The organism is Streptomyces sp. NPDC102462 (assembly GCF_044765425.1).
Lineage (GTDB): Bacteria > Actinomycetota > Actinomycetes > Streptomycetales > Streptomycetaceae > Streptomyces.
Genome location: NZ_JBIWKB010000049.1, coordinates 12,743 through 36,193, shown reverse-complemented (window position 1 = coordinate 36,193; position 23,451 = coordinate 12,743). Strand labels below are relative to the sequence as shown.

Sequence of the window (23,451 nt, the reverse complement as noted above, 5' to 3'; positions counted from 1 at the left end):
GTCGTGTGCCTGGCCACGGTGAGGTCACCCGGTCTGTTCAGCGGGGCCGGTCGTGGACGGCCTCGATGTGCTCGGCCACGGCGACGACGATCACGCGGGTGTCGGGGACCGTGGCGCGCCAGCGGTGGCGCACCCCGCCCGTCAGGTAGAGGGTGTCGCCGCGGCCCAGGCGGTAGGCGCGGCCCTCGGCCTCTATCTCCACCGCGCCGTCGGCGACGTACAGCAACTCGTCGTTGCGGTGCTGGAATTCGCGGCCCGCGTCGTGGTCGCCGGTGAACTCGGAGGCGTGCAACTGGTGGTGACCGCGCACCAGCGAGCGCACCCGGGGGGCGAAGTCGGTCTCGATGACCTCGCCGCGCACGACGTCGACGCTGCACGCCGGGTCGGCGGCGGCGAGGAGTTCGACGGCCGTGGTGCGCAGCGCGTCGGCGACCTTCTCCAGGGAGTTGGTGCTGGGGCGTGCCCGGTCGTTCTCGATCTGGCTCAGGAAGGGCACGGACAGGCCGCTGCGCTCGGCCACGACGGCGAGGGTCAGCTCCAGCGCGCGGCGCCGCCGCCGGACGGCCGCGCCCACTCGGACAGGCTGTTGTTCCTTGTGGTCGCCCATCGCTCCGGCTCCCTCCTCCGCTCGTCGTGCCGCCGCTGTCGGGGCCCGACGCCGGGCCCCGTCGCCCTGATGGGTTCTCTGCACCCTACGCATGTTCGGCAAACCGTTTCATGCGGCCGTCACATCCACGTCACGTGGGGTAAGCGCGACCCTCACGGTTCGCGCCAGTGGGCGGGCGGTCCGCCGATCGGTCCGGCCGACCGCGGGACGGTGGGCCCATGGCGACCAGCTCCCGGGGTCGTGGCGCGACCGCTGACCCTCGATCAGCACGGGATCGCGCCCTTTATCTTCAATGCGCCGGCGGCTCCCGGTGTTCCCGGCCCGCGCCCCGGATCCGCGCCGTGCGACGGAGTCGCTGGTCAGGGCGGGTACGGCGGGTGGCGAAAAGGGTGCGGGCCGGGCCCGGCGGGCGACCGCCCGAACGACCGGGCGGTGCACGGTCCGCCGTGCGCGCGGTCGACGGCCCGGCTGCGGTGTGCGCGGGCTCGGGCGGGACCGTGGCGCTCCGTGGTTGGCCGGATCCTTCTCGTGGGCGGCGGCACCACGGCGGGCCCGGCGCCGAAGGGGTCCAAGAACGGTCTCGACGACCGGGACCTGCCGGCCGAGTACGGCGCTCGCGGACCGCGGCGGGTGAGACAACGGGAGATCACGGGTGGCGCGGAACGGGCGGAGCGGTGGCCACGCCCTTCGACGCGACCACCGCTCCCTTCGCCGGCGGGCCTCAGGCCACGGGTGCCAGCTTGTCCTCAAGACCCGGCTGGGCGTCCAGCCACTGCCGTGCGGACGCCTTCTCGTGCCCGGCGCCGCCCTGCTGTATCGCGACCTCCAGGGAGGCGAGCTGTTCCTCGGTGAGCTCGAAGTCCTTCAGCCAGCCGGACAGCTCCGGGAAGTCCTGGCTGAACGTCTTCTTGCCGACCATGTGGATCCGTTCGCCCTTGCCCCAGGCGCCCTCGGGGTCCTTCAGCTTCTTCAGGTCGTACTTGCCGTACGCCCAGTGCGGCGACCACAACGTCACCACCACCGGCTCACGCTTCTTGATCGACCGGTCCAGCTCCGCCAGCATCGACGACGTACTCGACGACACCACCTTGTACTCACCCTCCAGCCCATAAGCCTTCAGGACCTTGCTGTTCAGCGTCCCCATCATCCCGGCACTCGCCTCAATACCGATGATCTTCCCGCCGAACTTCTTCCCCTGACCCTTCAGATCGGCCAGCGAATCGATCCCCTTCACATACGAGGGAACCGTCAACTCCAACGACGTCGGCCCGTACCACGACCCCAGATCCTCCAGCCGCGAACCGTACTTGTCCCAGTACGCCTTGTGCGTCGTCGGCAGCCAGGCATCCAGCTGTACGTCCATCTGGCCCTGGGCGAGGGAGCTGTAGAGCGGGCCCGGGTCCAGCTGTTTCAGGGCCGGCTTGTAGCCGCGGTCCTCCAGGATGTTCTGCCAGAGGTAGGTGCTGGCGATGGCCTCGTCCCACGGGAAGTAGCCCATGTTGACGGTCTTGCCCGCGTCCTTGCCCCGCTTCTTGGCGCCGCCGTCGGGAACGGGGGCGAGCCGGTCGACCAGGCCGGGGCTCTTCTTCAGCCAGGAGCGCACACCGTCCTGCTCATGGCCCTGGCCGGCGTCCCTGATGTCGTTCTCCAGACCGGTCAGCTGCTGCTCGGTGAGCTTGAAGTCCTTCAGCCACTGCGCGGCGACCGGGTCGTCGGCGCTGAAACCCTTGCGGGCGACGGTGTGGATCCGTTCGCCCTTGCCCCAGGCGCCCTCGGGGTCCTTCAGCTTCTTCAGGTCGTACTTGCCGTACGCCCAGTGCGGCGACCACAACGTCACCACCACCGGCTCACGCTTCTTGATCGACCGGTCCAGCTCCGCCAGCATCGACGACGTACTCGACGACACCACCTTGTACTCACCCTCCAGCCCATAAGCCTTCAGGACCTTGCTGTTCAGCGTCCCCATCATCCCGGCACTCGCCTCAATACCGATGATCTTCCCGCCGAACTTCTTCCCCTGACCCTTCAGATCGGCCAGCGAATCGATCCCCTTCACATACGAGGGAACCGTCAACTCCAACGACGTCGGCCCGTACCACGACCCCAGATCCTCCAGCCGCGAACCGTACTTGTCCCAGTACGCCTTGTGCGTCGTCGGCAGCCAGGCGTCGGTCTGGAAGTCGACGTCGCCGCGGGCCACGCCGGAGTAGAGCGGGCCGGGGTCGAGCTGCTTGACGTCGGTCTCGTAGCCGCGCTGCTCCAGCAGTTCCTTCCACAGGTACGTGGTGGCGGTGCCCTCGTCCCAGGGGATGTAACCGATGTTGATCCGCTTGCCCTTGCCGACGTCGGTGCTCGAACCGGCCTGGGCGTCGCCGGAGCCGACCAGGTTCAGGCCGCCCGCGACCAGCGCGAGCACGACGACACCGACGACCGCGACCGCGCCGGCCGGCCGGTAGTGGGCGAACCGCGCCCGTCCCACCAGGGCCGAGACCTTGGCCGCCGCGCGCCGGCCCAGCGGGGACACCCGCTCGCCCAGGGCGCCGGTCATCCGGTCCAGGTACATGGCGAGGATGACCACCGCCACCCCGCTCTCCGCGGCGAGACCCACCTTGAGCTGGGTGATCGCGGAGTACACCTGCTCACCGAGGCCGCCCGCGCCGGCCATGCCGCCGATGACCACCATCGACAGGGCCAGCATGATGACCTGGTTGACGCCGGCCATGATGGTCGGCAGGGCCAGCGGCAGCTGGACGCGCAGCAGGATGTCGCGCGGGGTGGTGCCGAACGCCTCGGCGGCCTCGACGAGTTCACCGTCGACCTGACGGATGCCGAGCTCGGTCATGCGCACGCCCGGCGGCATCGCGAAGATGATCGTCGCGAGCAGACCCGGGGTCGTGCCCACGCCGAAGAACATCACGCCGGGGATGAGGTAGATGAACGCCGGCATGGTCTGCATGACGTCCAGCACCGGCCGCAGCTGAGCGCTGACGCGCCTGCTGCGCGCGGCCCAGACACCGAGCGGAATGGCGATCACGACGGTGATGACCGCGGCCACGAGCACCAGGGACAGGGTGTCCATGGCGTCGTCCCACAGCCCCAGCGAGTCGATGAGCGCGAGCCCCACGAAGGCGAGGACACCGGGCAGCAGGCCGCGCAGCCAGGCGGCGACCACGGCGAGGATGCCGGCCAGCAGCAGCGGTTCGCCGCCGCTGAGGACGGTGTCCACGGCGCTGTACATGCCGTCGAGCACGGCGTTGACGATGTCGAAGACCCAGGTCAGATGGGACTGCAGCCAGTCGACCGCGGTCTCCACCCAGTCGCCGAAGTGGATCCTAGGCACGGGCGGCCACCTTCCCGCCGCGCGGACGGCAGGGCGCGGGCTCGCCCTGCTCGTCCCCGAGGAACCCGACGAGGCGGTGCCGCGGCACGACGCCGACGAGGCCGTTGTCGCGGTCGACGACGGCCACCGGGTGGTTCACACGGGCGCTGATCGCGCACAGCTCCGTGAACGGAGTGTGCGGGGTGGCGGTCTCGCAGTCGCAGTCGGCCTCGTCACCGCGGACGTCGGTGTCCATGACGGCGGCGGCGGTCAGCACACGCGCGCGGTCGACGTCCTTGGTGAACGAGGCGACGTAGTCGTCGGCGGGGCGCACGAGGATGTCCTCCGCGGTGCCCACCTGGGCGATCCGGCCGTCGCGCATCACGGCGATCCGGTCGCCCAGGCGCATGGCCTCGTTGAGGTCGTGGGTGATGAAGACGATCGTCTTCTTCAGGCTCTTCTGCAGTTCCAGCAGCTGGTCCTGCATGTCACGGCGGATCAGCGGGTCGAGCGCGCTGAACGACTCGTCCATGAGCAGCAGGTCGGCGTCCGTGGCGAGGGCGCGGGCCAGGCCCACGCGCTGCTGCATGCCGCCGGACAGCTCGTCGGGCCAGGACTTCTCCCAGCCGGCCAGGCCACACAGGGCGAGCGCCTCGTCGGCGCGACGATCGCGCTCGGCGCGGGGCACGCCCTGCACGCTCAGGCCGTAGGCGGCGTTGTCGCGGACGCTGCGGTGCGGGAACAGCGCGAAGTGCTGGAAGACCATGCTGATCTTGCGTGAGCGCAGCTCGCGCAGTGCGCTGTCGGACAGCGCGGTCAGGTCCTGGCCGTCGAACCTGACGCGGCCCGCGGTGGGCTCCGACAGGCCGTTGAGCATGCGCAGCAGGGTGGACTTGCCGGATCCGGACAGCCCCATCACGACGAAGATCTCGCCGGGTTCCACCTGGAAGGAGGCGTCGATGACAGCGGCGGTGGTGCCGTCGGCGCGCAGTTCCTCCCGGTCGGCGCCCTGCCGAAGTCGCTCCACTGCATCGTCGGGTCGTCTTCCGAACACCTTGTAGAGATGTTCGGCCTCTAGCCTGGGTGACACGCGTACCTCTCGTCTCGGGGGCCGGGGACAGAGGCCGCGCCTGCCCCGATCCGAGGAGGGCAAACGCCAGAGTGGCCCACCTCACATCACCGGTGGGCGGGCCGTCGCCGCTGGTCGCGGGCGGGTGTCGGTGCCGTACGGCATGATGCGGGGCGTGACCGGACGACTCATGCTCCTCGACACCGCCTCGCTGTACTTCCGTGCGTACTTCGGCGTCCCCGACTCGGTGAAGGCACCGGACGGCACCCCGGTGAACGCCGTGCGCGGGCTGCTGGACTTCATCGACCGGCTGGTGCGGGACCACCGGCCCGACCGGCTGGTGGCCTGCATGGACGCCGACTGGCGGCCCGCGTGGCGGGTCGAGCTGATCCCCAGCTATAAGGCACACCGGGTCGCCGAGGAGCATGCGCTGGGCCCGGACACGGAGGAGGTGCCGGACACGCTGTCCCCGCAGGTGCCGGTCATCGAGGAGGTGCTGGACGCGCTCGGCATCGCCCGGGTGGGCGTCGCTCAGTACGAGGCGGACGATGTGATCGGCACGTTCACCGCGCGCGCCGAGGGCCCGGTCGACATCGTCACCGGCGACCGCGACCTGTACCAGCTGGTGGACGACGCGCGCGGGGTGCGGGTGCTGTACCCGCTCAAGGGAGTGGGCACGCTCCAGCTCACGGACGAGGCCGTGCTGCGCGGGAAGTACGGCGTCGACGGCCGGGGGTACGCGGATCTGGCGCTGCTGCGGGGCGACCCGAGCGACGGGCTTCCCGGGGTGCCCGGCATCGGTGAGAAGACGGCGGCGAAGCTGCTCGCCGCGTTCGGCGACCTGGCCGGGATCATGGCGGCGGTCGACGACCCGAAGACCGGGCTGACCCCGTCGCAGCGCAAGCGTCTCGACGAGGCCAGGGCGTATGTCGCGGTCGCCCCGAAGGTCGTCCGGGTCGCCGACGACGTGCCGCTGCCGGACGTCGACACGGCGCTGCCGCGCGCCCCGCGTGACCCGGCGGGCCTGGAGGCGCTGACGGCGCGCTGGGGGCTGGGCGGGTCGCTGCAGCGGCTCCTCGCCACGCTCGCCGGGTGAGCGGCGTTGCCACGCTCGCTCGCGGGGGTGAGCGGGTGTTCCGGCCTGTTCCGCTCCGTGTTCCTGTCGGCCGCAAGGACGTGGTGCTAACTTAGGTAAACCTAAGGAAGTGACATGGAGGCAGCCATGGCAGAACGTCCGGCACGGAGGCCGAGGAAGCCCCACTCCGCGCAGGTCATCCGCACCGAGCGGCTGACCCCGCACATGCAGCGGGTCGTGCTCGGCGGTGCGGGACTGGCCGATTTCGCGGCGGACACCTGCACCGACCACTATGTGAAGCTGCTGTTCCCGGTCGGCGGCGCGACCTATCCGGAGCCCTTCGACCTGGAGCGGATCCGGGCGGAGTTCCCCCGTGAGCAGTGGCCGGTGACCCGGACGTACACGGTGCGTGACTGGGATGCCGAGCACCGGGAGATGACCCTGGACTTCGTGGTGCACGGCGACGAGGGTCTGGCCGGCCCCTGGGCGCTGCGCGTGCGGCCCGGCGAGACCGTGTGGTTCATGGGCCCCGGCGGCGCCTACGCGCCCGACGCGAGCGCCGACTGGCATCTGCTGGCCGGCGACGAGAGCGCGCTGCCCGCGATCGCCCGCGCCCTGGAGACGCTGCCTGCCGGTGCCCGCGCCCATGCCTTCGTGGAGGTGTCCGGGCCCGAGGAGGAGCAGAAGATCGACTGCGACGTGGCGGTGACCTGGCTGCACCGCGGGGACCGGCCGGTCGGCGACGCCCTGGTCGAGGCCGTACGGGCACTGGAGTTCCCGGCGGGCCGGGCGCACGCGTTCGTGCACGGCGAGGCGGGCTTCGTGAAGGAGCTGCGCCGGCTGCTGCGGGTCGAGTACGCGATCCCCCGCGAGGACCTGTCGATCTCCGGCTACTGGCGGCTTGGGCATGACGAGGACGGCTGGCAGGCGTCCAAGCGGGAGTGGAACGCCCGCATCGAGGCGGAGCAGGAGGGCAGCGCCGCCGCATGACCGCGGCGATCCGCGGGCCGCGCCCGAAGGGGCGCGGGAAACCGCGCGATCAGCCACGACGCCCCGGCACCCGACCGACGCCCCCTGCACGGCGGCCCCACCACGCCTACGTGCGCCGGACGGCGGGGCGTGGACGGCGCGGACGGCCGGTGCCGGCCGGGGCCGCTCGGCTTCGCGCACCGGCGCGGGCAGCGGCCCGTACGCTGGGTGTGATGAGACGAAGGACCCGCATCCCGCCCGCTCCGCTGCCCGCGCGCGACGGCGTGGATCCCGTGCGGGTGCGGCTGCCCGCCGAGGGGCCCTGGGAGACGGTGCGCGCGCATCTCGTGGCGCGGCTGTCCGGGGCGCCGCCCGGCCTGGTCGACGGGATGCTGGCGGCGGGCCGGATCGTCGGGGCCGACGGGCGGGCGGTCACACCGGACGATCCGTACGTGCCCGGCATGTACGTGTGGTTCCACCGGGAGCTGCCCACCGAGGTACCCGTGCCGTTCGAACTGGGGATCGTCCACCAGGACGCGCATCTGGTCGTCGCCGACAAACCGCACTTCCTCGCCACGACCCCGCGCGGCGGCCACGTCGTTCAGACCGCGCTGACACGGCTGCGCCGGGACCTGGGCGTTCCCACGCTGTCCCCGGCGCACCGTCTGGACCGGCTGACGGCGGGGCTGGTGCTGTTCACGGTGCGGCCCGAGGAACGCGGCGCCTACCAGTCACTGTTCCGCGACCGGCTGGTACGCAAGGAGTACGAGGCCGTCGCCCCGTACGATCCCGCGCTCACCCTGCCCCGGACGGTGCGCAGCCGGATCCTGAAGGAGCGTGGGGTGCCGGCCGCCCGGCAGGTCCCGGGCGAGCCGAACGCGGTGACCCGGGTCGAGCTGGCCGAGGTCCGGGAGCGCGAGGCGCTGGCCCGCTACCGGCTGACCCCGCACACCGGGCAGACGCATCAGCTACGGGTGCACATGAACGCCCTGGGCGTGCCGATCCTCGGCGATCCGCTGTATCCGGTGGTGACCGAACCCGGGCCGGCCGGTGACTTCCGTCGACCGCTGCAACTACTCGCCCGCCGACTGGAGTTCACCGACCCGATCACCGGATCGGAACACCGCTTCCACAGCAACCGAACACTCACGGCCTGGACCACAAACTGACCCACCGCACCCAAGCCCCCGAAGGGGGCGCGGGGAACTCCGCGAGCAACCCCACACAACCCGCACCCACCCACCCACAGCCACACCCCCAAAGGGGCGCGGGGAACTGCGCAAACAACCCCACACAACCCGCGCCGACCCCGACACCCAAGCCCCCGGAGGGGGGGCGCGGGGAACTGCGCAAACAGCCAAAAGCAACCCGCACCCACCCCGACACCCAAGCCCCGAAGGGGCCGGTGCCAACCGTCACCCCACCGACGAGTACGCCACCACACCCCGCAGCAACTGCTCCACCGCCTTACGCGCACTCTTGGCCACGGTCGAGCCCTCCGCAGGAGCCGCCGCCGAGATCTGCCCGAGCACATCGATCACCTGCTTGCACCACCGCACGAAGTCCCCGGCCGGCATCTCCGCCTCGCGCAGCACCTCGTCCAGGCCCGAACCGGAAGCCCACATATAGGCGGCCCAGGCGAACCCGAGATCGGGCTCACGCTGCCCCACCCCCTCGGTCTGGGTGATCCGGAACTCCTCCTCCAGACCGTCGAGCCGCCCCCAGATGCGGACCATCTCGCCGAGCGCGGCCTTCGCCCGGCCCGACGGCACCCGGGGCGCCAGCGCATCGTCACCGACCCGCGCCTCGTACACCAACGCCGAGACACAGGCGGCGAGTTCGGCGGGCCCCAGCCCCTCCCAGACCCGCTCACGCAGACACTCGCTGGCCAGCAGGTCGAGTTCGCCGTACAGCCGGGCGAGCCGCTTGCCGTGTTCGGTGACCTCGTCGCCCCGCAGATAGTCGAGTTCGGTCAGCAGCGCCACGATCCGGTCGAAGGTCCGCGCGATCGTGTTCGTACGCCCCTCGATACGGCGCTCCAGCTGCGAGGTGTCGCGCAGCAGCCGGTGGTAGCGCTCCGCCCAACGGGCGTGGTCCTCACGGTCGTTGCAGCCATGGCAGGGGTGCGCGCGAAGCGCGGCGCGCAGCCGGGCGATCTCCCGGTCGTCGGCGGCCTGCGCCCGCTTCTTGCGGTGCCGCTCCGGCGGAATGTGCCCGGCCTTGCTGCGCAGCGCGGACGCCAGGTCCCGACGGGACTGCGGCGAGCGCGGGTTGAACGTCTTCGGGATGCGCATCCGCTCCAGCGGCTCGACCGGCACCGGGAAATCGATCGACGCCAGCCGCTTGACCTGCCGCTCGGCGGTGAGGACGAGGGGGCGCGGCCCGTCGTGGTACTCGAAGCCGCGGTGGCCGTTGGAACGCCCGGCGGGCAGGCCGGGATCCAGCACCAGGGCCAGGCCCGCGTACTTGCCGGTGGGCACATGGATGACGTCGCCGGGCCGCAGCTTCTCCAGGGCCACGGCGGACTCGGCACGCCGCTGGGCCGCACCCTGCCGGGCCAGTTCGTTCTCCCGGTCCTTCAGTTCGCGGCGCAGGCGCGCGTACTCCTCGAAGTCGCCGAGGTGGCAGGTCATGGACTCCTTGTAGCCCGAAAGTCCCTCCTCGTTGCGCTGCACCTGCCGGGAGATCCCGACGACCGACCGGTCCGCCTGGAACTGCGCGAAGGAGGTCTCCAGCAGTTCGCGCGAGCGGTGCCTACCGAACTGCTCGACCAGGTTGACCGCCATGTTGTACGACGGCTTGAAGCTGGAGCGCAGCGGATAGGTGCGGGTGCCCGCAAGGCCCGCGAGGTGTTCGGGGCTCATGCCGCGCTGCCACAGCACCACCGCGTGGCCCTCGATGTCGATGCCGCGCCGACCGGCCCGCCCGGTGAGCTGCGTGTACTCGCCGGGGGTGATGTCGGCGTGCTGCTCGCCGTTCCATTTGACGAGCTTTTCCAGCACCACCGAGCGGGCCGGCATGTTGATGCCGAGCGCCAGGGTCTCGGTGGCGAAGACGGCCTTCACCAGGCCGCGCACGAACAGTTCCTCGACGACCTCCTTGAAGGTGGGGAGCATGCCCGCGTGGTGGGCGGCGATGCCCCGCTCCAGGCCCTCAAGCCACTCGTAGTAGCCGAGGACGTGCAGGTCCTCGCGGGGGATGGAGGCGGTGCGCTCCTCCACGAGGTCACGCACCCGCTGCCTGGCCTCCTCGTCGTTGAGCCGCAGTCCCGCGTACAGGCACTGCTGGACGGCGGACTCGCAGGCGGCCCGGCTGAAGATGAAGGTGATGGCGGGCAGCAGGCCCTCGGAGTCGAGCCGTTCGATGACCTCGGGTCGGCCCGGCGTCCACACCCGGGAACGCTGCCGCCGCTCGCGCTCGCGGTCCGCCTCGCGCATCGCACGGCCGCGTCTGCGGTCCTGGTAGGAGGGTCTGCTGGCCTCCATGCGGGCGAGCCGGGCGAGGTCGGGGTTGACCGCCCTCTTGTGGCCCTCGCCCTCCTCGAACAGGTCGTACATCCGGCGTCCGGCGAGCACGTGCTGGAACAGCGGGACCGGCCGGTGCTCGGAGACGATCACCTCCGTGTCACCGCGTACGGTGTCCAGCCAGTCGCCGAACTCCTCGGCGTTGGAGACGGTCGCCGACAGCGAGACCAGGGTGACCGACTCGGGGAGGTGGATGATGACCTCCTCCCACACCGCGCCGCGGAAACGGTCGGAGAGGTAGTGCACCTCGTCCATGACGACATGGCCGAGGCCGAGCAGGGTCCGGGACCCCGCGTACAGCATGTTGCGCAGCACCTCGGTGGTCATCACGACCACCGGGGCGTCGGAGTTGACGCTGTTGTCGCCGGTGAGCAGGCCCACCTTGTCCGGGCCGTAGCGGCGGCACAGGTCGGCGTACTTCTGGTTCGACAGCGCCTTGATGGGTGTCGTGTAGAAGCACTTCTTGCCCTGGCGCAACGCGAGGTGGACGGCGAACTCGCCCACAATGGTCTTCCCGGAGCCGGTGGGGGCGGCCACCAGCACGCCCTTGCCCGCCTCAAGGGCCTGGCAGGCCTCGATCTGGAAGGGGTCGAGGCCGAAGTCGTACATCTCGCGGAAGGACGCGAGCGCGGTGGCCTGCTCGGCTGCCCGCCTGCGGGCTGCCGCATACCGCTCGGCCGGTGAGAGGTCCTCTGTCATCGTGCTTTCGAGCGTACCGGGCCGCACTGACAACAGGACGATCATTATCCGGAACGCGGGATGTACGCCGGGCGCACCCAGGCGCCGCACACGCGGCCTGCCCGCGCCGTCGCGGGCGCGGGCAGCTCACCTCGCGGGGCGCGAACGCTCAGGTCACGTCGTCGTAGCCGTTGACCCGGTCCGTGCTGGACTGCTCGGGCAGCGCCCGGCCGGCGGAGACCGTCTCGACCTCGCCGATGTCCTCGGGCGTCAGATCCAGGTCGGAGGCCTCGTCGTCGGCGGGGCCCTCGGCCTCGCGCCGCCGCCTGCGCCGGTCGTTGAGCAGGGAGAAGGCGACCGCGAAGAAGTACAGCACCCAGATCGGCCCGGCGAGCGACAGCATCGAGATGGGGTCGGTGCTGGGGGTGGCCACGGCCGCGAAGACCGTGATGCCCATGATCATGGCCCGCCACCAGCCGAGCATGCGCTTGCCGCTGAGCGCGCCGGTCAGATTGAGCATGATCAGCAGCAGGGGCAGCTCGAAGGAGAGACCGAAGACGACCACCATGCGGGTGACGAGTTGCAGCAGATCGTCCAGCGGCAGCAGGTTGTCCACGCCGTGCGGCGTGAACTGCATCAGCACCTCGGCCGTGGTGGGCAGCACCCGGTACGCGAAGTAGGCGCCGCCGAGGAACAGCGGGGCGCCGGTGCCGACGAACGCGTAGGCGTACTTCTTCTCGTGCCGGTGCAGACCCGGCGCGACGAACCCCCACAGCTGGTAGAGCCAGATCGGCGAGGCCAGCACGACGCCCGCCATCAAGGAGACCTGCAGGGCCAGCGTGAACGGGGCGAGGAGGCCGTTGATGGTGATCCGCGCGCACTGCTGGGTGTCGTCGCTCGACCGGGCCAGTTCCTCGAAGGTCTTCCCGCAGCCGACCGAGTCGAGGATCGGCTTGGTGAGGAAGTTGATGATGTCGTTGTAGAAGAAGGCGGCGACGACCGTGACGACGACGATGGCCAGAATCGCCTTCGCGAGCCGGTTGCGCAGCTCACGAAGATGATCCGCAAGGGGCATCCGCCCCTCGGGATCCTTCTCCTTGTTGCGGGCAGGCTTGGGCAACCCACGTCCTCATCTCGTGCGGCGGGCCGGGAGCTTCCGGCCCTGCGTCAGCGCTTGGTGGTGTCCGACGGCTCGGTGACCGGCCGCGAGCTGGTCACGTCGCCGGGGGCTGCCTGGATGGTGCGCTGGGCCGAGGACTGCTCGTCGGAGCTGGGGGCCTGCGCGGAGGCGGCGGTGTTGTTGCCGCCGTCCTCCTTCATCGCCTTGGCCTCGCTCTTGAGGATGCGGGCGGACTTCCCGAGCGAGCGGGCCATGTCCGGAAGCTTCTTCGCGCCGAACAGCAGGACGATGACGACGAGGATGAGAATGATCTCGGGGGCTCCGAGCCTTCCGAACATAAGTCTTTACCTTCTCACCGAGGCGGCTGGGTGGGGTGCTGTCCGACCCATCGGACATGTGCCCGAAGGACCGTGCTGGCAGCGATCGTAACGCTCAGGGGTGAACGCGAGGCAATCCCTGTGCGTACTCCCGGTCCGCGGTACGGGCCTCGTTCTGCGCACCGCGACCAGCAGCGTACCCGCCCAAACGGGCGGCGTGACAGGGCGAAGTAACACATAGCGCGTCCGGTTCACACGGTCACCGCCGCGCACCTCGGCCCTCACAGCGCGTCGGCGGCCCGGGACGCGCTCACCGCGGCCCGCTCCAGGTCCTCGGCCGCACGGCCGATCCGGCGCGCCGAGTCCTCGACCTGCCGCCCCAGCCGCCGCGCCTCCACGAAGACCCGCACGGCGAGCACACCGAGGACGGCCAGACCCAGAAAACCCACGGCCACCGCGAACATCGCCCAGAACATGGCGTCGAGCCTAAAGGGCGGAGTGCAGCCGCAGCGTCCTGACCCCACCGTCGGTCAGCAGCTCGACGATGCGTTCACTCGCGGGCTTGCGGACCAGGACACCGCAGTCCGGGCAGGTGAAGGAGTAGAACGTCGTACGGCTGGTGGCGCCGACGGCGAGCCTGAGGGCGCCGGCGGACAGCTCGAAACGGCCCCGGCACTCCGGGCAGCCCGCCCTGAACACCACCGGAACCACTCTTCGCATCCCCGCGAAGGCGGCCGCGACCGTCATCTCTCCCGCATCCGACACCGCAGACTCGCTCAAAGCCCTCGCTCCTCACTTCGTGGTAGGTCGCCTCCGCGGCGAAACCGCAGGCGACACGGCCGCCGCGCCGCGCACGGCCCGCCCGGCGCGGCGGCCCCGCGGCACCGGGCGGACACCCGCGGCTCACTGCGCCCTGTCGTACAGCCCGTCGCGCTCCGCGCGCGTCCCCTCACACGGCGCGCCCTGCGCCGCCTCCACCCCGTCGTACCCGGCCAGCGCCGCCCGGGCGGCCCGCCGGGCACTGTCGGCCAGCTCCGGCGGCGAGACGATCCTGCCGTCACGGCCGAGCCGCAGCGCCAGACGTCTCAGCGAGGCCGGATCCGGGGTGCGCACCGTGATACGCAGCCCGCCGTCGGGAAGCTCATCGGCACTGTCGTGCGGGTAGTACTCGGCGACCCAGCGGCCGCCCGGACCGACCTCGACCACCACCTCCGGATCCTCGGCGGCCGGCTGCACCAGCCCCTCCGACAGATCCCGCAGCTCGATCTCCGGCGGCGCCGACGGCTCATCGAGGATCTTGATCTCGGCGACCCGGTCCAGCCGGAACGTGCGGCGCGCCTCCGAGCGGCGGCACCACGCCTCCACATAGGTGTGGCCGACGCTGACCAGACGGATGGGATCGATCTCCCGCTCGGTGACCTCGTCACGGGCGGGCGAGTAGTAGCGGATCCACAGGCGGCGCCGCTCGGAGATGGCCCGGTCGACATCCGCGAACACACCACCCTCCGACTCGAAGGTCACCGACAGCCGCGCACTGGCACCCGCCGCGTCACCGGCCGCCCCCTCCACCTTGGCGGTGGCCCGCAGCAGCGCCTGCCGGTCGCTCTCCCGCAGCCCCGGCAGGGTGGCCACCGCACGCGCGGCCACCAGCAGCGCCGTCGCCTCGTCCGCGGCCAGCCTCAGCGGCTCCGCCGCGTCCGCGCCGAGCGCCGCCGGATTGTGCCACCAGATGCGCTCGCCGTCCGTGTCGATGTCCAGCAGATCACCGCCGCGGAAGCTGGTGCCGCACATGGGCAGCACATCGAGGTCCGAGACCAGCTCGTCCTCGGTGACGCCGAAGGCACGCGCCACATCGGCGACCCGGGCGCCGGGGCGCTCCCGCAGATATGTCACCAGGGAGAGCATCCGCCGGGTCTGGTCGATGGCGTTCACGGGCCTGACCGGTTTGCCTGCCACAGTTCCGCTCCGCTCCCCCTCAGCCCTTGGCCACGGCACGCAGCCGGTCCACCACGTCGGCCCGCAGCTCGGCCGGCTCCAGGACCACCACATCGGGCCCGAACTCCACCAGCCAGGCGTCCAGACCGTGCCCGTACGGAATCTCCAACTCGTCCCAGCCGTCCCCGAGTTCCCGGACCACGGTGGCCTTCGCCCGAAGGGGGTAACCCGCACCGGAACGCAACCGGATCAGCGCCGAACGATCCGCGATCTCACCCGCCCAGCTCGCGACGGTCTCCCGCACGGTGACCACATCGGGCACCGCGGCGGTGAAGACGCTCCCACGGGAACGGACCCGGCCGGTGATCCGGGACAGCCGGAACACCCGCTCCGCACACCGGTCACGGTCCCAGCCCGCCAGATACCAGTGGCCGCGCCAGCACTCCAGCGCCCACGGCTCCACATGCCGGGTCTCGGGCCGGGCCGCACTCGCCTTGCGGTAGTCGAACACCACCGGACGGCGATCCCGGCAGGCCAGCATCAACGGCTCGAAAGCGGCCTCGTGCACCGGGATGCGCGGCTCCAGCGCGCCATGCGCCTCGTACGGGTCGACGTCCTCGGGCAAACCCGCCGCACGCAGCTTCTGCAGGGCACCGCTGGCCGCGCCGGCCAGCCGGGCCTGCTGCCACACCTTGGCGGCAAGACCCAGCGCGGCGGCCTCCTCCGCGTCCAGCGTGATGGGCGGCAGCCGGTTGCTGTCCCGGCGGGCGAGATAGCCGACCTCTCCGTCGATGTTCTCGACGGTCTCGATGACCAGGCCGAGTTCCCGCAGGTCGTCCTTGTCACGCTCGAACATCCGGCTGAAGGAGTCGTCAGCGCCGGCCGCGCCCTTGCCCGGCCCGAAAGCCTCGACATACGCCTCGATGGACTCCCGCAGCTCACGCTTGCTGAGCGGCCGCCGCGTCCCGAGCAGACACAGCGCCAGATTCATCAGCCGCTCGGCCTTGGCAATGGCCATCGACGCCCTTCGCCTCCCTGTGGTGCTTACGATCGTTGACCGTACCGCTCCACGGTGGCGCGGCAAAAGCCGAGGGCCCGTGCCCGGGCGGGCACGGACCCCGGACGATCGGATCCGATCAGACCCCGACCAGGTCGCAGACGAAGATCAGCGTCTCGCCGGGGGCGATCCGGCCGCCGCCCGCACCACGGTCGCCGTACGCCAGGTGCGCCGGAATGGTCAGCTGACGACGGCCGCCGACCTTCATGCCCTGCACACCCCGGTCCCAGCCGGCGATGACCTGGCCGGCACCCAGCTGGAACTTCAGCGGCGTGCCGCGGTTCCAGGACGCGTCGAACTCCTCACCCGTGGAGAAGGCCACGCCCACATAGTGGACGGAGACGGTGTCGCCGGCCTTGGCCTCCGGACCGTCGCCCGCCCAGATGTCCTTGATCTCAAGGTCCGCCGGGGGCTCGCCACCCGGGAAGTCGACCTCGGGCTTCTCGATGCTCACGTCTCTAGCTCCTGCTTGTGTACGACACGGAACGCGGACAGTCTTTCATCCCCGGCCCCGGCACGCCCGCGACGGGCGGCACGTCCCCACACACACGGCCTCACATCGCCGCCAGAATGTCGACGGAGAACACCAGCGTGGAGCCCTTCTTGATGACGTCCCCGCTCGGCGGCGTGTCGCCGTAGGCCAGGTCCGGGGGCACCACGACGAGGACCCGGCTGCCGACCTTCTTACCGGTCAGGCCCTGCGACAGCCCCTTGACGACCTGCTGCATCTGCTGCAACGAGAACTGGCTCAGCCGGCCCGAGCCATAGGTCTGCTCGAACGTCTTGCCCCCGTCCCAGACCACACCCCGGAACTGGCACAGGATCGTCTGGTCCGCCTTCAGCGCGGCGCCGTCGCCCTCCAGGACATACGCGGACACCAGCTTGCCCGGCGCCGCCGACTTCGGGATGTCCACGGAGGGCGCGTTGCCGTCCGTGTTCGTGCCGACCTTCGGCAGGGCGGCATCGGTCTGCGGGACCTCCTTGCCCCGCGCCGAACTCTTGGAGTTGAACGCGTCCACCAGGTCGACGACGAACACCAGCGTGTCCGTGCCCTTGATCCCGGCCTGCGCATTGCCCGACGCGCCGTAGCCCCAGGTCGGCGGCACCGCCATCAGCACCCGGCTGCCGGTCTTCTTGCCGGTCAGGGCATACCGCCAGCCGTCGATGACACCGCCCTCGGCCAGCTGCAGCACCAGCGCGCTCTTGCGGTCGTAGGAATTGTCGAAGACCTTCGCCGAGTTCCAGATCTGCCCCAGATAGTGCGCCTGGACGAAGTCGTTCTCCGCGACCGTCCTGCCGCCGCCCGCGATCACCGTCTTCACCGCGAGATCCTTCGACGGCTCCCCCGACCCCTTGGCCACGGTCGGCTTCTCACCGAACTTCTGCCCCGCGGTGATCGCCGGCAGCGGCCCCTCCACGATCTTCGGCGGCGGCACCGACGAAGCCGAGCCGGACGGCGACGCGCTCGCCTTGCTGGAGTCCGACTTGCCGTCGCCGCACCCGGCGAGCGTGACCAGTCCTGCGGGTACGGCGGCGAAGAGGAGTGAGCGTCGGCGCACGGTGGGGGCCTCGTAATCGGTCGATCTTGCGGATGGAGTGCCCGCGCAACTCTACGGCGTGCGAAGGGCGCCGTACGGGAAACGTACGGCGCCCGTGTGGCGTTCTCCCCGTATCCCCCTTTCGAGCGAACTCGAACAGGGGAACGCGGCAACGCCCCGCTCACATACCGGCGATGAGCTTCTCCACCCGGTCGTCCACCGAACGGAACGGGTCCTTGCACAACACCGTCCGCTGCGCCTGGTCGTTGAGCTTGAGATGCACCCAGTCGACCGTGAAATCACGGCGCTGCTCCTGGGCCCGCCGGATGAAGTCGCCGCGCAGCCGCGCCCGAGTCGTCTGCGGCGGAACCGACTTGCCCTCGAAGATCTTCAAGTCGTTGCAGATCCGGGCGGCTTGCCCCTTCTTCTCCAGCAGGTAGTACAGGCCACGACGCCGGTGGATGTCGTGGTACGCGAGGTCTATCTGCGCGACCCGCGGATGCGACATGGTCATGTTGTGCTTGGCCCGGTACCGCTCGATGAGCTTGTACTTCATCACCCAGTCGATCTCGGTGGCGATCCGGTCCAGATCCTCCGACTCGATCGCGTCCAGCGTACGGCCCCACAGCTCCAACACCTGCTCCACCGTGCCGGTGCGGATACCACGGCGCTCACAGAAGTCCACGGCCTTCTCGTAGTACTCGCGCTGCACCTCGAGCGCCGACGCCTCCCGCCCGCTGGCCAGACGCACCTTGCGCCGGCCCGTGATGTCATGACTGACCTCACGGATCGCCCGGATCGGGTTCTCCAGGGTCAGATCACGCATCACCGTGCCCGCCTCGATCATCCGCAGCACCAGATCGGTGGCCCCGACCTTGAGCAGCATCGTCGTCTCGGACATGTTCGAGTCGCCCACGATGACATGCAGCCGGCGGTAACGCTCCGCGTCCGCGTGTGGCTCGTCCCGCGTGTTGATGATGGGCCGGGAACGCGTCGTCGCCGACGACACGCCCTCCCAGATGTGCTCCGCCCGCTGGCTCACGCAGTACACCGCACCACGCGGCGTCTGCAGCACCTTCCCCGCACCGCACAGCAGCTGCCGGGTGACCAGGAACGGAATGAGGATGTCGGCGAGCCGGGAGAACTCCCCGTGCCGCGCCACCAGATAGTTCTCGTGGCAACCGTAGGAGTTGCCCGCCGAGTCCGTGTTGTTCTTGAAGAGGTAGACGTCGCCCGCGATTCCCTCCTCGTGCAGGCGTCGCTCCGCGTCCACCAGAAGCCCTTCGAGAATGCGCTCGCCGGCCTTGTCGTGGGTGACCAGTTCGATCACGTTGTCACACTCGGGTGTCGCGTATTCCGGATGTGACCCCACGTCGAGATAGAGGCGGGCACCGTTGCGCAGAAAGACATTGCTGCTACGGCCCCATGACACGACACGGCGGAAGAGGTACCGCGCCACCTCGTCAGGCGACAGGCGGCGCTGTCCCCTGAACGTGCACGTGACGCCGTACTCGTTCTCCAGCCCGAAAATGCGGCGGTCCATGACTGAACATTACGCCCGATCCCCTGAACTGAAACGAGGTTCGACAGCACGATTTGGATCATTTTCCGCTGACGCCGCAACCACCGCCCGCCGTGCGGGAACTGCGAGGACCCGCTCCGTGGCCAGCAACACCAGCAAGGACACGGCCCCCGCGGCACCCGGAACGGCGAACCCCCACAGCGCGCCACCCGCCTCGACCACCGGACCCGCCAGGCCCGTTCCCACCGAAGCACCCACCGTGAACGTCGTCACAAGCCAGGAGAACGCCTCCGTGACCGTACCGCTCGGCGCATGCCGGTCGACGATGACGAACGCACAGGCGATCGACGGCGCCAGGAACACCCCGGCGACCACGGTGAGCAACACCATCGCCACCGCACCCGGCATCAGCATCAGCGGCAGATAACACAGCGCCAGAAGAGCCACCAGCACCCGCAGTCGCCGCTCCGGCACGCCACCCCACCGCCGCGCCCCGTACACGCTGCCGCCGACCAGCGCGCCGAGCCCCAGGGCCGCCATCAGCCAGCCGTACACCGCGTCACCGCCGTGATCGTCGGCATAAGGCACCGAGGCCACCGTGATGGAGCCGAGCGCGACCCCCACGAACAGAAACGCGCCGAGCAGCGCCAGCAGCCCGGGCGAGCGCAGCGGGCCCAGCCAGTGCGCCTCACGCGGCGCGGAACGCCACGCGCGCGAAGGCGGCGACAGCACCACCGACAGCGCCCCGAGCACGCCCACAACATTCAGCACCAGCAGGGCCGCCCGCTCCGACCACACCGACACGCACACCGTCACCAGCAGCGGACCGACGGTGAACATGACCTCCTGAGCGACCGCGTCCATGGCGTACGCCGTGTGCACCTGCTCCTCGCGGCGCAGCACCGACGGCCACAGCGCCCGCAGGCCGCCCTCCAGGGGAGGCGCGAACAGGCCCGCGCCGGCCACGGCGGCATAGGCGAGGGGCAGCGGGTCCGTGCCGCAGAGGGCGAAGACCGCCATCGACAGCGCCGCCAGCACCGCCGCGGGCAACTGGACCCGGGGCTGCCCGTGCAGGTCGACCAGCCGCCCCAGGACCGGCTGCCCGACCGCGTTGGCCACGCCGTAGACCGCGGCCAGCGCCCCCGCGAGGCTGTAGCTGCCGCCCTCAGCGCGCACGAACAGCACCAGCGCGATCGCGGCCGTCGCGTTCGGCAGCCGGCCCACCAGCGTGCCCGCCAGCAGCCGCGCCGCATGCCTCGCCCTGAGGATCTCCAGGTATCCCGCGGCCATCTCCTGCCCTCCACCGGCTCGCCCGAGGTCGGTCGCCACCCTCACGTGTTACGTATAACGACCGGGTCATACGTACCATGTGCGCTGTTCGCACGTCCAGACGAAGGAGCGCACCCACGGTGCCACCCAGCAGCACGCGCCCCACAAGCCGTGACGTCGCCCAAGCCGCCGGCGTCTCCCAGGCAGCCGTCTCCCTCGTCCTCGGCGACAAATGGCACGGCCGGGTCTCCGCCGCCACCGCCCAACGCGTCCGCGACGCCGCACACCACCTCGGCTACCGCCCCAACCTCGCCGCCCGCAACCTCCGCCTCGGCCGCACCCGCACCGTCCTCCTCGTCGTCCCCGCCCTTACCACCGAGTTCTTCGCCGGCGTCTACACCGGAGCCGCCCGCATCGCCGCCCGACACGGCTTCGGCGTGGTCCTCTACCCCTCCCCCGAAGGCGTCGGCCCGGCCCGCGACCCCTTCGCCTCGGCACAGGCCGCACTCGACGGAGTCATCGCCTCCTCCATGGCCGCCGACGCACTCACCGCCATCCACGGCGACCAACTCCCCCTCATCATGCTCGACAGCGACCCGCACGGCAGCCTCGGCGCCGCCACCGTCAACCTCGACATCGCCGACGGCGTCCGCCAGATCACCGAACACCTCCTCGGACTCGGCCACCGCAGCTTCCTGCACCTCGCCGCCGACGTACCCTCCTGGACCTTCCAGGTACGCGCACACGAACTGGCCACCCGCATCGCCGCCGTCCCCGGCACCACCGTACGGACCGTCCCCACACCCCTGACCATCGAGGACGCCACAACCGCCACCCACACCGCCCTCACCACCCCAGGACCCCACCCCACCGCCCTCGTCTGCGACGACGACAAACTCGCCGCCGGCGCCTACAAAGCACTACGCCGCCGAGGACTCCACGTACCCACCGACATCTCGGTCACCGGCCTCGACGACCTCGCCCTGGCCACCGCCATCGACCCCGAACTCACCACCGTACGACTCGACGCCGAACGGTTCGGCGAACGCGGCATGCAAGCCCTCCTGGACGTCCTGGAGGGCCGCGAACCGGACCGCGCCGACATCCCCGTGCACCTCGTCGTACGTGGCTCCACGGCGCCGCCCAGGCCCCTCTGACGGCCGCCACGCGGGCACCACGCGCCGCGCCCCGGACGGCGAGGCCGACCGGGGCGCGCAAGGCATGACACAGCAGACGCGAACTACTCGTCCCCAGCGCCCTCGCCCTCGGCGCTCTCCGCCTCCGTGGCCGCACCGTCCCCCGCCAGCAGCCGCGACAGCTGCCGGCCCACGATGCGCTTGAACTTACGCTGCTGCGGTCGCGTCCGATCCAGCACGGCGACCTCCAGACGCTCCGCCGGGATCTCCCGCTCACTGCCGTTCGTGTCCCGCGACAGCGCCTGCACCGCCAGCTTCAGCGCCTCCGCAAGAGTCATCCCGTCACGATGCCGCTGATCCAGGAAGCCACTGATCTGCTCGGCATTGCCACCCACCGCGACCGAACCGTGCTCATCCACGATCGACCCGTCATGCGGCAGCCGATAGATCTGATCACCCTCCGGGGTCTCCCCGACCTCGGCCACCACCAGCTCCACCTCGTACGGCTTCTCAGCCGCACTGGAGAAGATCGTGCCCAGCGTCTGGGCATACACATTGGCCAGACCCCGGGCCGTCACATCATCCCGGTCATAGGTGTAGCCACGCAGATCCGCATAGCGCACACCGCCGATACGAAGGTTCTCGTACTCGTTGTACTTACCGGCCGCGGCGAAACCGATCCGGTCATAGATCTCGCTGAACTTGTGCAGCGCACGGGACGGGTTCTCACCGACGAACACGATGCCGTCGGCGTACTGCAGCACGACCAGGCTGCGGCCACGGGCGATGCCCTTACGGGCGTACTCCGCCCGGTCGGCCATCGCCTGCTGAGGTGAGACATAGAACGGCGTCGACACCGGTTATCCGTCCCTTTCTGTCGAAGTCACTGGACCACCTGGCAAAGAAACAACCGGCTACAGCAGCGCGGCCCGCGGGCCGTCCGGCTGCTCCAGACGCCGCTCAAGGACCGAACGGGCGATCTCGGAGGACTCCTCCTCGGTGAGCCGGCGGAAACCGTCCTCGGTGATCACGATGACGATCGGATAGATCCGGCGCGCGACATCGGGACCACCGGTCGCCGAGTCGTCGTCGGCCGCGTCGTACAGGGCCTGCACCACGAGGGTCGTGGCCTGCTCCTCGGACAGGTCGTCACGGAACAGCTTCTTCATCGCACCACGCGCGAAGACCGAGCCGGAACCGGTCGCGGCGAAGTTGTGCTCCTCGGAGCGGCCCCCGGTGACGTCATAGGAGAAGATCCGGCCCTTGTCACGATCCACGTCAAAACCGGCGAACAGCGGCACCACGGCCAGCCCCTGCATCGCCATGCCCAGATTGGACCGGATCATCGTCGACAGCCGGTTCGCCTTGCCCTCCAGCGACAACTGGGCGCCCTCGACCTTCTCGAAGTGCTCCAGTTCCAGCTGGAAGAGCTTGACCATCTCGACCGCCAGACCCGCGGTACCGGCGATCCCCACTGCCGAGTACTCGTCGGCGGGGAAGACCTTCTCGATGTCCCGCTGGGCGATCACATTGCCCATCGTGGCCCGGCGGTCACCGGCGAGCACCACGCCGCCCGGGAACGTCACGGCCACGATCGTCGTCCCGTGCGGCGCCTCGATCACCCCCTGCGTGGGCGGCAGCTGCCGCCTGCCCGGCAGCAGGTCCGGCTGGTGATCGGAGAGAAAGTCCATGAAGGAAGAGGACCCAGGCGTCAGGAAGGCAGCCGGTAGACGCCCGGTGCTACGAGTGTTGGCTTCCACGCGTTTCCTTCCACGTATGCAGCAGCCCGCCTTATGGCCTCGGGCTGATCCTTGAACTGCCCCAGTGCAGCGTTGCAGCTGAAGCACAGTACGCCACGGACCCTACCCGTCTCATGGCAGTGATCCACATGTGCGGGTTGAGCCGACAGGCATATACAGCAGACGCCTCCTTGGGCGGCGATCAGCTTGTCGCGTTCCGCTTCGGTCAGGCCGTACTGACGCTTCAAGTGGCCCTGCCGCCCCTGCGCGGCCTTGCACGCCTTTGGAGGCGGTTGCGTTGCGATGCCATTCGCTGTGGGGCTTGACCTCGCCGCAAGTGCGGCAGAGCTTGTGCCCGGCCGGGACATCCACCTTCTCCCGGACCGGCTTGCCCATCGCCTCCCGGCGGCGCCGGTAGTGCGCGGCGCCGTACTCCGCCACGCACTTCCGGCAGTGCACCTGGAGGCCATCGCGCCGGTTCCTGTCCCGCGCGAACGCCTCACGAGGCAGATCCCGTCCACATTTCCTGCATCGCTTCGCGTTCGGGTCCTCAGCCACCCAACTCCCCCGTAACCTT

20 protein-coding genes and 1 pseudogene are annotated in these 23,451 nt (G+C 70.3%); 4 read left to right on the top strand and 17 right to left on the bottom strand.

Annotation, left to right across the window (positions count from 1 at the left end):
- Positions 1-37: 37 nt before the first annotated feature.
- The 3 genes from ACIRFL_RS32315 to ACIRFL_RS32305 form a co-directional block, all read right to left on the bottom strand.
- Complete coding sequence (locus tag ACIRFL_RS32315) at positions 38-607, bottom strand: helix-turn-helix domain-containing protein (RefSeq protein ID WP_404035422.1); 570 nt, start codon at positions 605-607, stop codon at positions 38-40.
- 721 nt (positions 608-1,328) lie between these two features.
- Positions 1,329-3,947, bottom strand: a complete 2,619-nt coding sequence (locus ACIRFL_RS32310; protein ID WP_404035419.1) for an ABC transporter permease/substrate binding protein — start codon at positions 3,945-3,947, stop codon at positions 1,329-1,331.
- Positions 3,940-5,016, bottom strand: coding sequence for a glycine betaine/L-proline ABC transporter ATP-binding protein (locus ACIRFL_RS32305; RefSeq protein ID WP_404035416.1), 1,077 nt, complete (start codon positions 5,014-5,016; stop codon positions 3,940-3,942). Before ACIRFL_RS32305 ends, ACIRFL_RS32310 begins: the two co-directional genes overlap by 8 nt.
- A 145-nt stretch (positions 5,017-5,161) precedes the next feature.
- Between ACIRFL_RS32305 and ACIRFL_RS32300 the strand changes: the two genes are divergently transcribed.
- The 3 genes from ACIRFL_RS32300 to ACIRFL_RS32290 all read left to right on the top strand — a co-directional run bounded on the left by ACIRFL_RS32300 (position 5,162) and on the right by ACIRFL_RS32290 (position 8,208).
- Positions 5,162-6,091, top strand: coding sequence for a 5'-3' exonuclease H3TH domain-containing protein (locus ACIRFL_RS32300; RefSeq protein WP_404035491.1), 930 nt, complete (start codon positions 5,162-5,164; stop codon positions 6,089-6,091).
- 126 nt (positions 6,092-6,217) lie between these two features.
- Positions 6,218-7,060, top strand: a complete 843-nt coding sequence (locus ACIRFL_RS32295) for a siderophore-interacting protein (RefSeq protein ID WP_404035413.1) — start codon at positions 6,218-6,220, stop codon at positions 7,058-7,060.
- A 212-nt stretch (positions 7,061-7,272) separates the two neighbouring features.
- Positions 7,273-8,208 (top strand): RluA family pseudouridine synthase, encoded by a 936-nt coding sequence (locus ACIRFL_RS32290; protein ID WP_404035410.1) that lies wholly within the window; start codon positions 7,273-7,275, stop codon positions 8,206-8,208.
- Between the two features lie 246 nt (positions 8,209-8,454).
- Here ACIRFL_RS32290 and ACIRFL_RS32285 read toward each other — a convergent pair whose 3' ends face one another.
- The 11 genes from ACIRFL_RS32285 to ACIRFL_RS32235 all read right to left on the bottom strand — a co-directional run bounded on the left by ACIRFL_RS32285 (position 8,455) and on the right by ACIRFL_RS32235 (position 20,020).
- Positions 8,455-11,307 (bottom strand): DEAD/DEAH box helicase, encoded by a 2,853-nt coding sequence (locus ACIRFL_RS32285; protein ID WP_404035407.1) that lies wholly within the window; start codon positions 11,305-11,307, stop codon positions 8,455-8,457.
- A 103-nt stretch (positions 11,308-11,410) separates the two neighbouring features.
- Positions 11,411-12,361 carry a twin-arginine translocase subunit TatC gene (gene tatC / locus ACIRFL_RS32280; protein WP_404035404.1) on the bottom strand — a complete coding sequence of 317 codons (951 nt, stop codon included), beginning with the start codon at positions 12,359-12,361 and terminating at the stop codon, positions 11,411-11,413.
- A 47-nt stretch (positions 12,362-12,408) separates the two neighbouring features.
- Entirely contained in the window at positions 12,409-12,699 is a 291-nt protein-coding gene (gene tatA / locus ACIRFL_RS32275; protein WP_404035401.1) for a Sec-independent protein translocase subunit TatA, read from the bottom strand.
- A gap of 260 nt (positions 12,700-12,959) precedes the next feature.
- Positions 12,960-13,154: a hypothetical protein gene (locus ACIRFL_RS32270; RefSeq protein WP_351730040.1), complete on the bottom strand. Its 195-nt coding sequence runs from the start codon at positions 13,152-13,154 to the stop codon at positions 12,960-12,962.
- Positions 13,155-13,164: 10 nt separating this feature from the next.
- Positions 13,165-13,458 carry a hypothetical protein gene (locus ACIRFL_RS32265; RefSeq protein ID WP_404035398.1) on the bottom strand — a complete coding sequence of 98 codons (294 nt, stop codon included), beginning with the start codon at positions 13,456-13,458 and terminating at the stop codon, positions 13,165-13,167.
- Positions 13,459-13,581: 123 nt separating this feature from the next.
- Positions 13,582-14,634, bottom strand: a complete 1,053-nt coding sequence (locus tag ACIRFL_RS32260) for a helix-turn-helix transcriptional regulator (protein ID WP_404035395.1) — start codon at positions 14,632-14,634, stop codon at positions 13,582-13,584.
- A gap of 19 nt (positions 14,635-14,653) precedes the next feature.
- The gene (locus tag ACIRFL_RS32255) at positions 14,654-15,631 is read right to left on the bottom strand and encodes a helix-turn-helix transcriptional regulator (RefSeq protein ID WP_404035392.1); all 978 of its coding nucleotides are present in this window, start codon (positions 15,629-15,631) and stop codon (positions 14,654-14,656) included.
- A 118-nt stretch (positions 15,632-15,749) separates the two neighbouring features.
- Complete coding sequence (locus tag ACIRFL_RS32250; RefSeq protein ID WP_404035389.1) at positions 15,750-16,124, bottom strand: FKBP-type peptidyl-prolyl cis-trans isomerase; 375 nt, start codon at positions 16,122-16,124, stop codon at positions 15,750-15,752.
- Between the two features lie 100 nt (positions 16,125-16,224).
- Complete coding sequence (locus ACIRFL_RS32245; RefSeq protein WP_404035386.1) at positions 16,225-17,229, bottom strand: FKBP-type peptidyl-prolyl cis-trans isomerase; 1,005 nt, start codon at positions 17,227-17,229, stop codon at positions 16,225-16,227.
- A gap of 160 nt (positions 17,230-17,389) precedes the next feature.
- On the bottom strand, positions 17,390-18,751 hold the full coding sequence (gene pafA / locus ACIRFL_RS32240; RefSeq protein WP_404035383.1) for a Pup--protein ligase: 1,362 nt from the start codon (positions 18,749-18,751) through the stop codon (positions 17,390-17,392).
- Between the two features lie 9 nt (positions 18,752-18,760).
- Positions 18,761-20,020 (bottom strand): MFS transporter, encoded by a 1,260-nt coding sequence (locus tag ACIRFL_RS32235; protein WP_404035381.1) that lies wholly within the window; start codon positions 20,018-20,020, stop codon positions 18,761-18,763.
- Between the two features lie 77 nt (positions 20,021-20,097).
- On the opposite strand from ACIRFL_RS32235, the gene ACIRFL_RS32230 reads away from it, so the two are divergent.
- Positions 20,098-21,156 (top strand): LacI family DNA-binding transcriptional regulator, encoded by a 1,059-nt coding sequence (locus ACIRFL_RS32230; RefSeq protein ID WP_404035378.1) that lies wholly within the window; start codon positions 20,098-20,100, stop codon positions 21,154-21,156.
- Between the two features lie 83 nt (positions 21,157-21,239).
- Here ACIRFL_RS32230 and prcA read toward each other — a convergent pair whose 3' ends face one another.
- The 3 genes and pseudogenes from prcA to ACIRFL_RS32215 form a co-directional block, all read right to left on the bottom strand.
- A complete protein-coding gene (gene prcA, locus ACIRFL_RS32225) occupies positions 21,240-21,992 on the bottom strand; it encodes a proteasome subunit alpha (protein WP_404035375.1) in 753 nt (250 codons plus the stop codon).
- A gap of 57 nt (positions 21,993-22,049) precedes the next feature.
- Complete coding sequence (prcB, locus tag ACIRFL_RS32220; RefSeq protein ID WP_404035372.1) at positions 22,050-22,895, bottom strand: proteasome subunit beta; 846 nt, start codon at positions 22,893-22,895, stop codon at positions 22,050-22,052.
- A pseudogene (locus ACIRFL_RS32215) lies at positions 22,847-23,432 on the bottom strand (endonuclease VII domain-containing protein). Before ACIRFL_RS32215 ends, prcB begins: the two are co-directional and overlap by 49 nt.
- Positions 23,433-23,451: the final 19 nt, after the last annotated feature.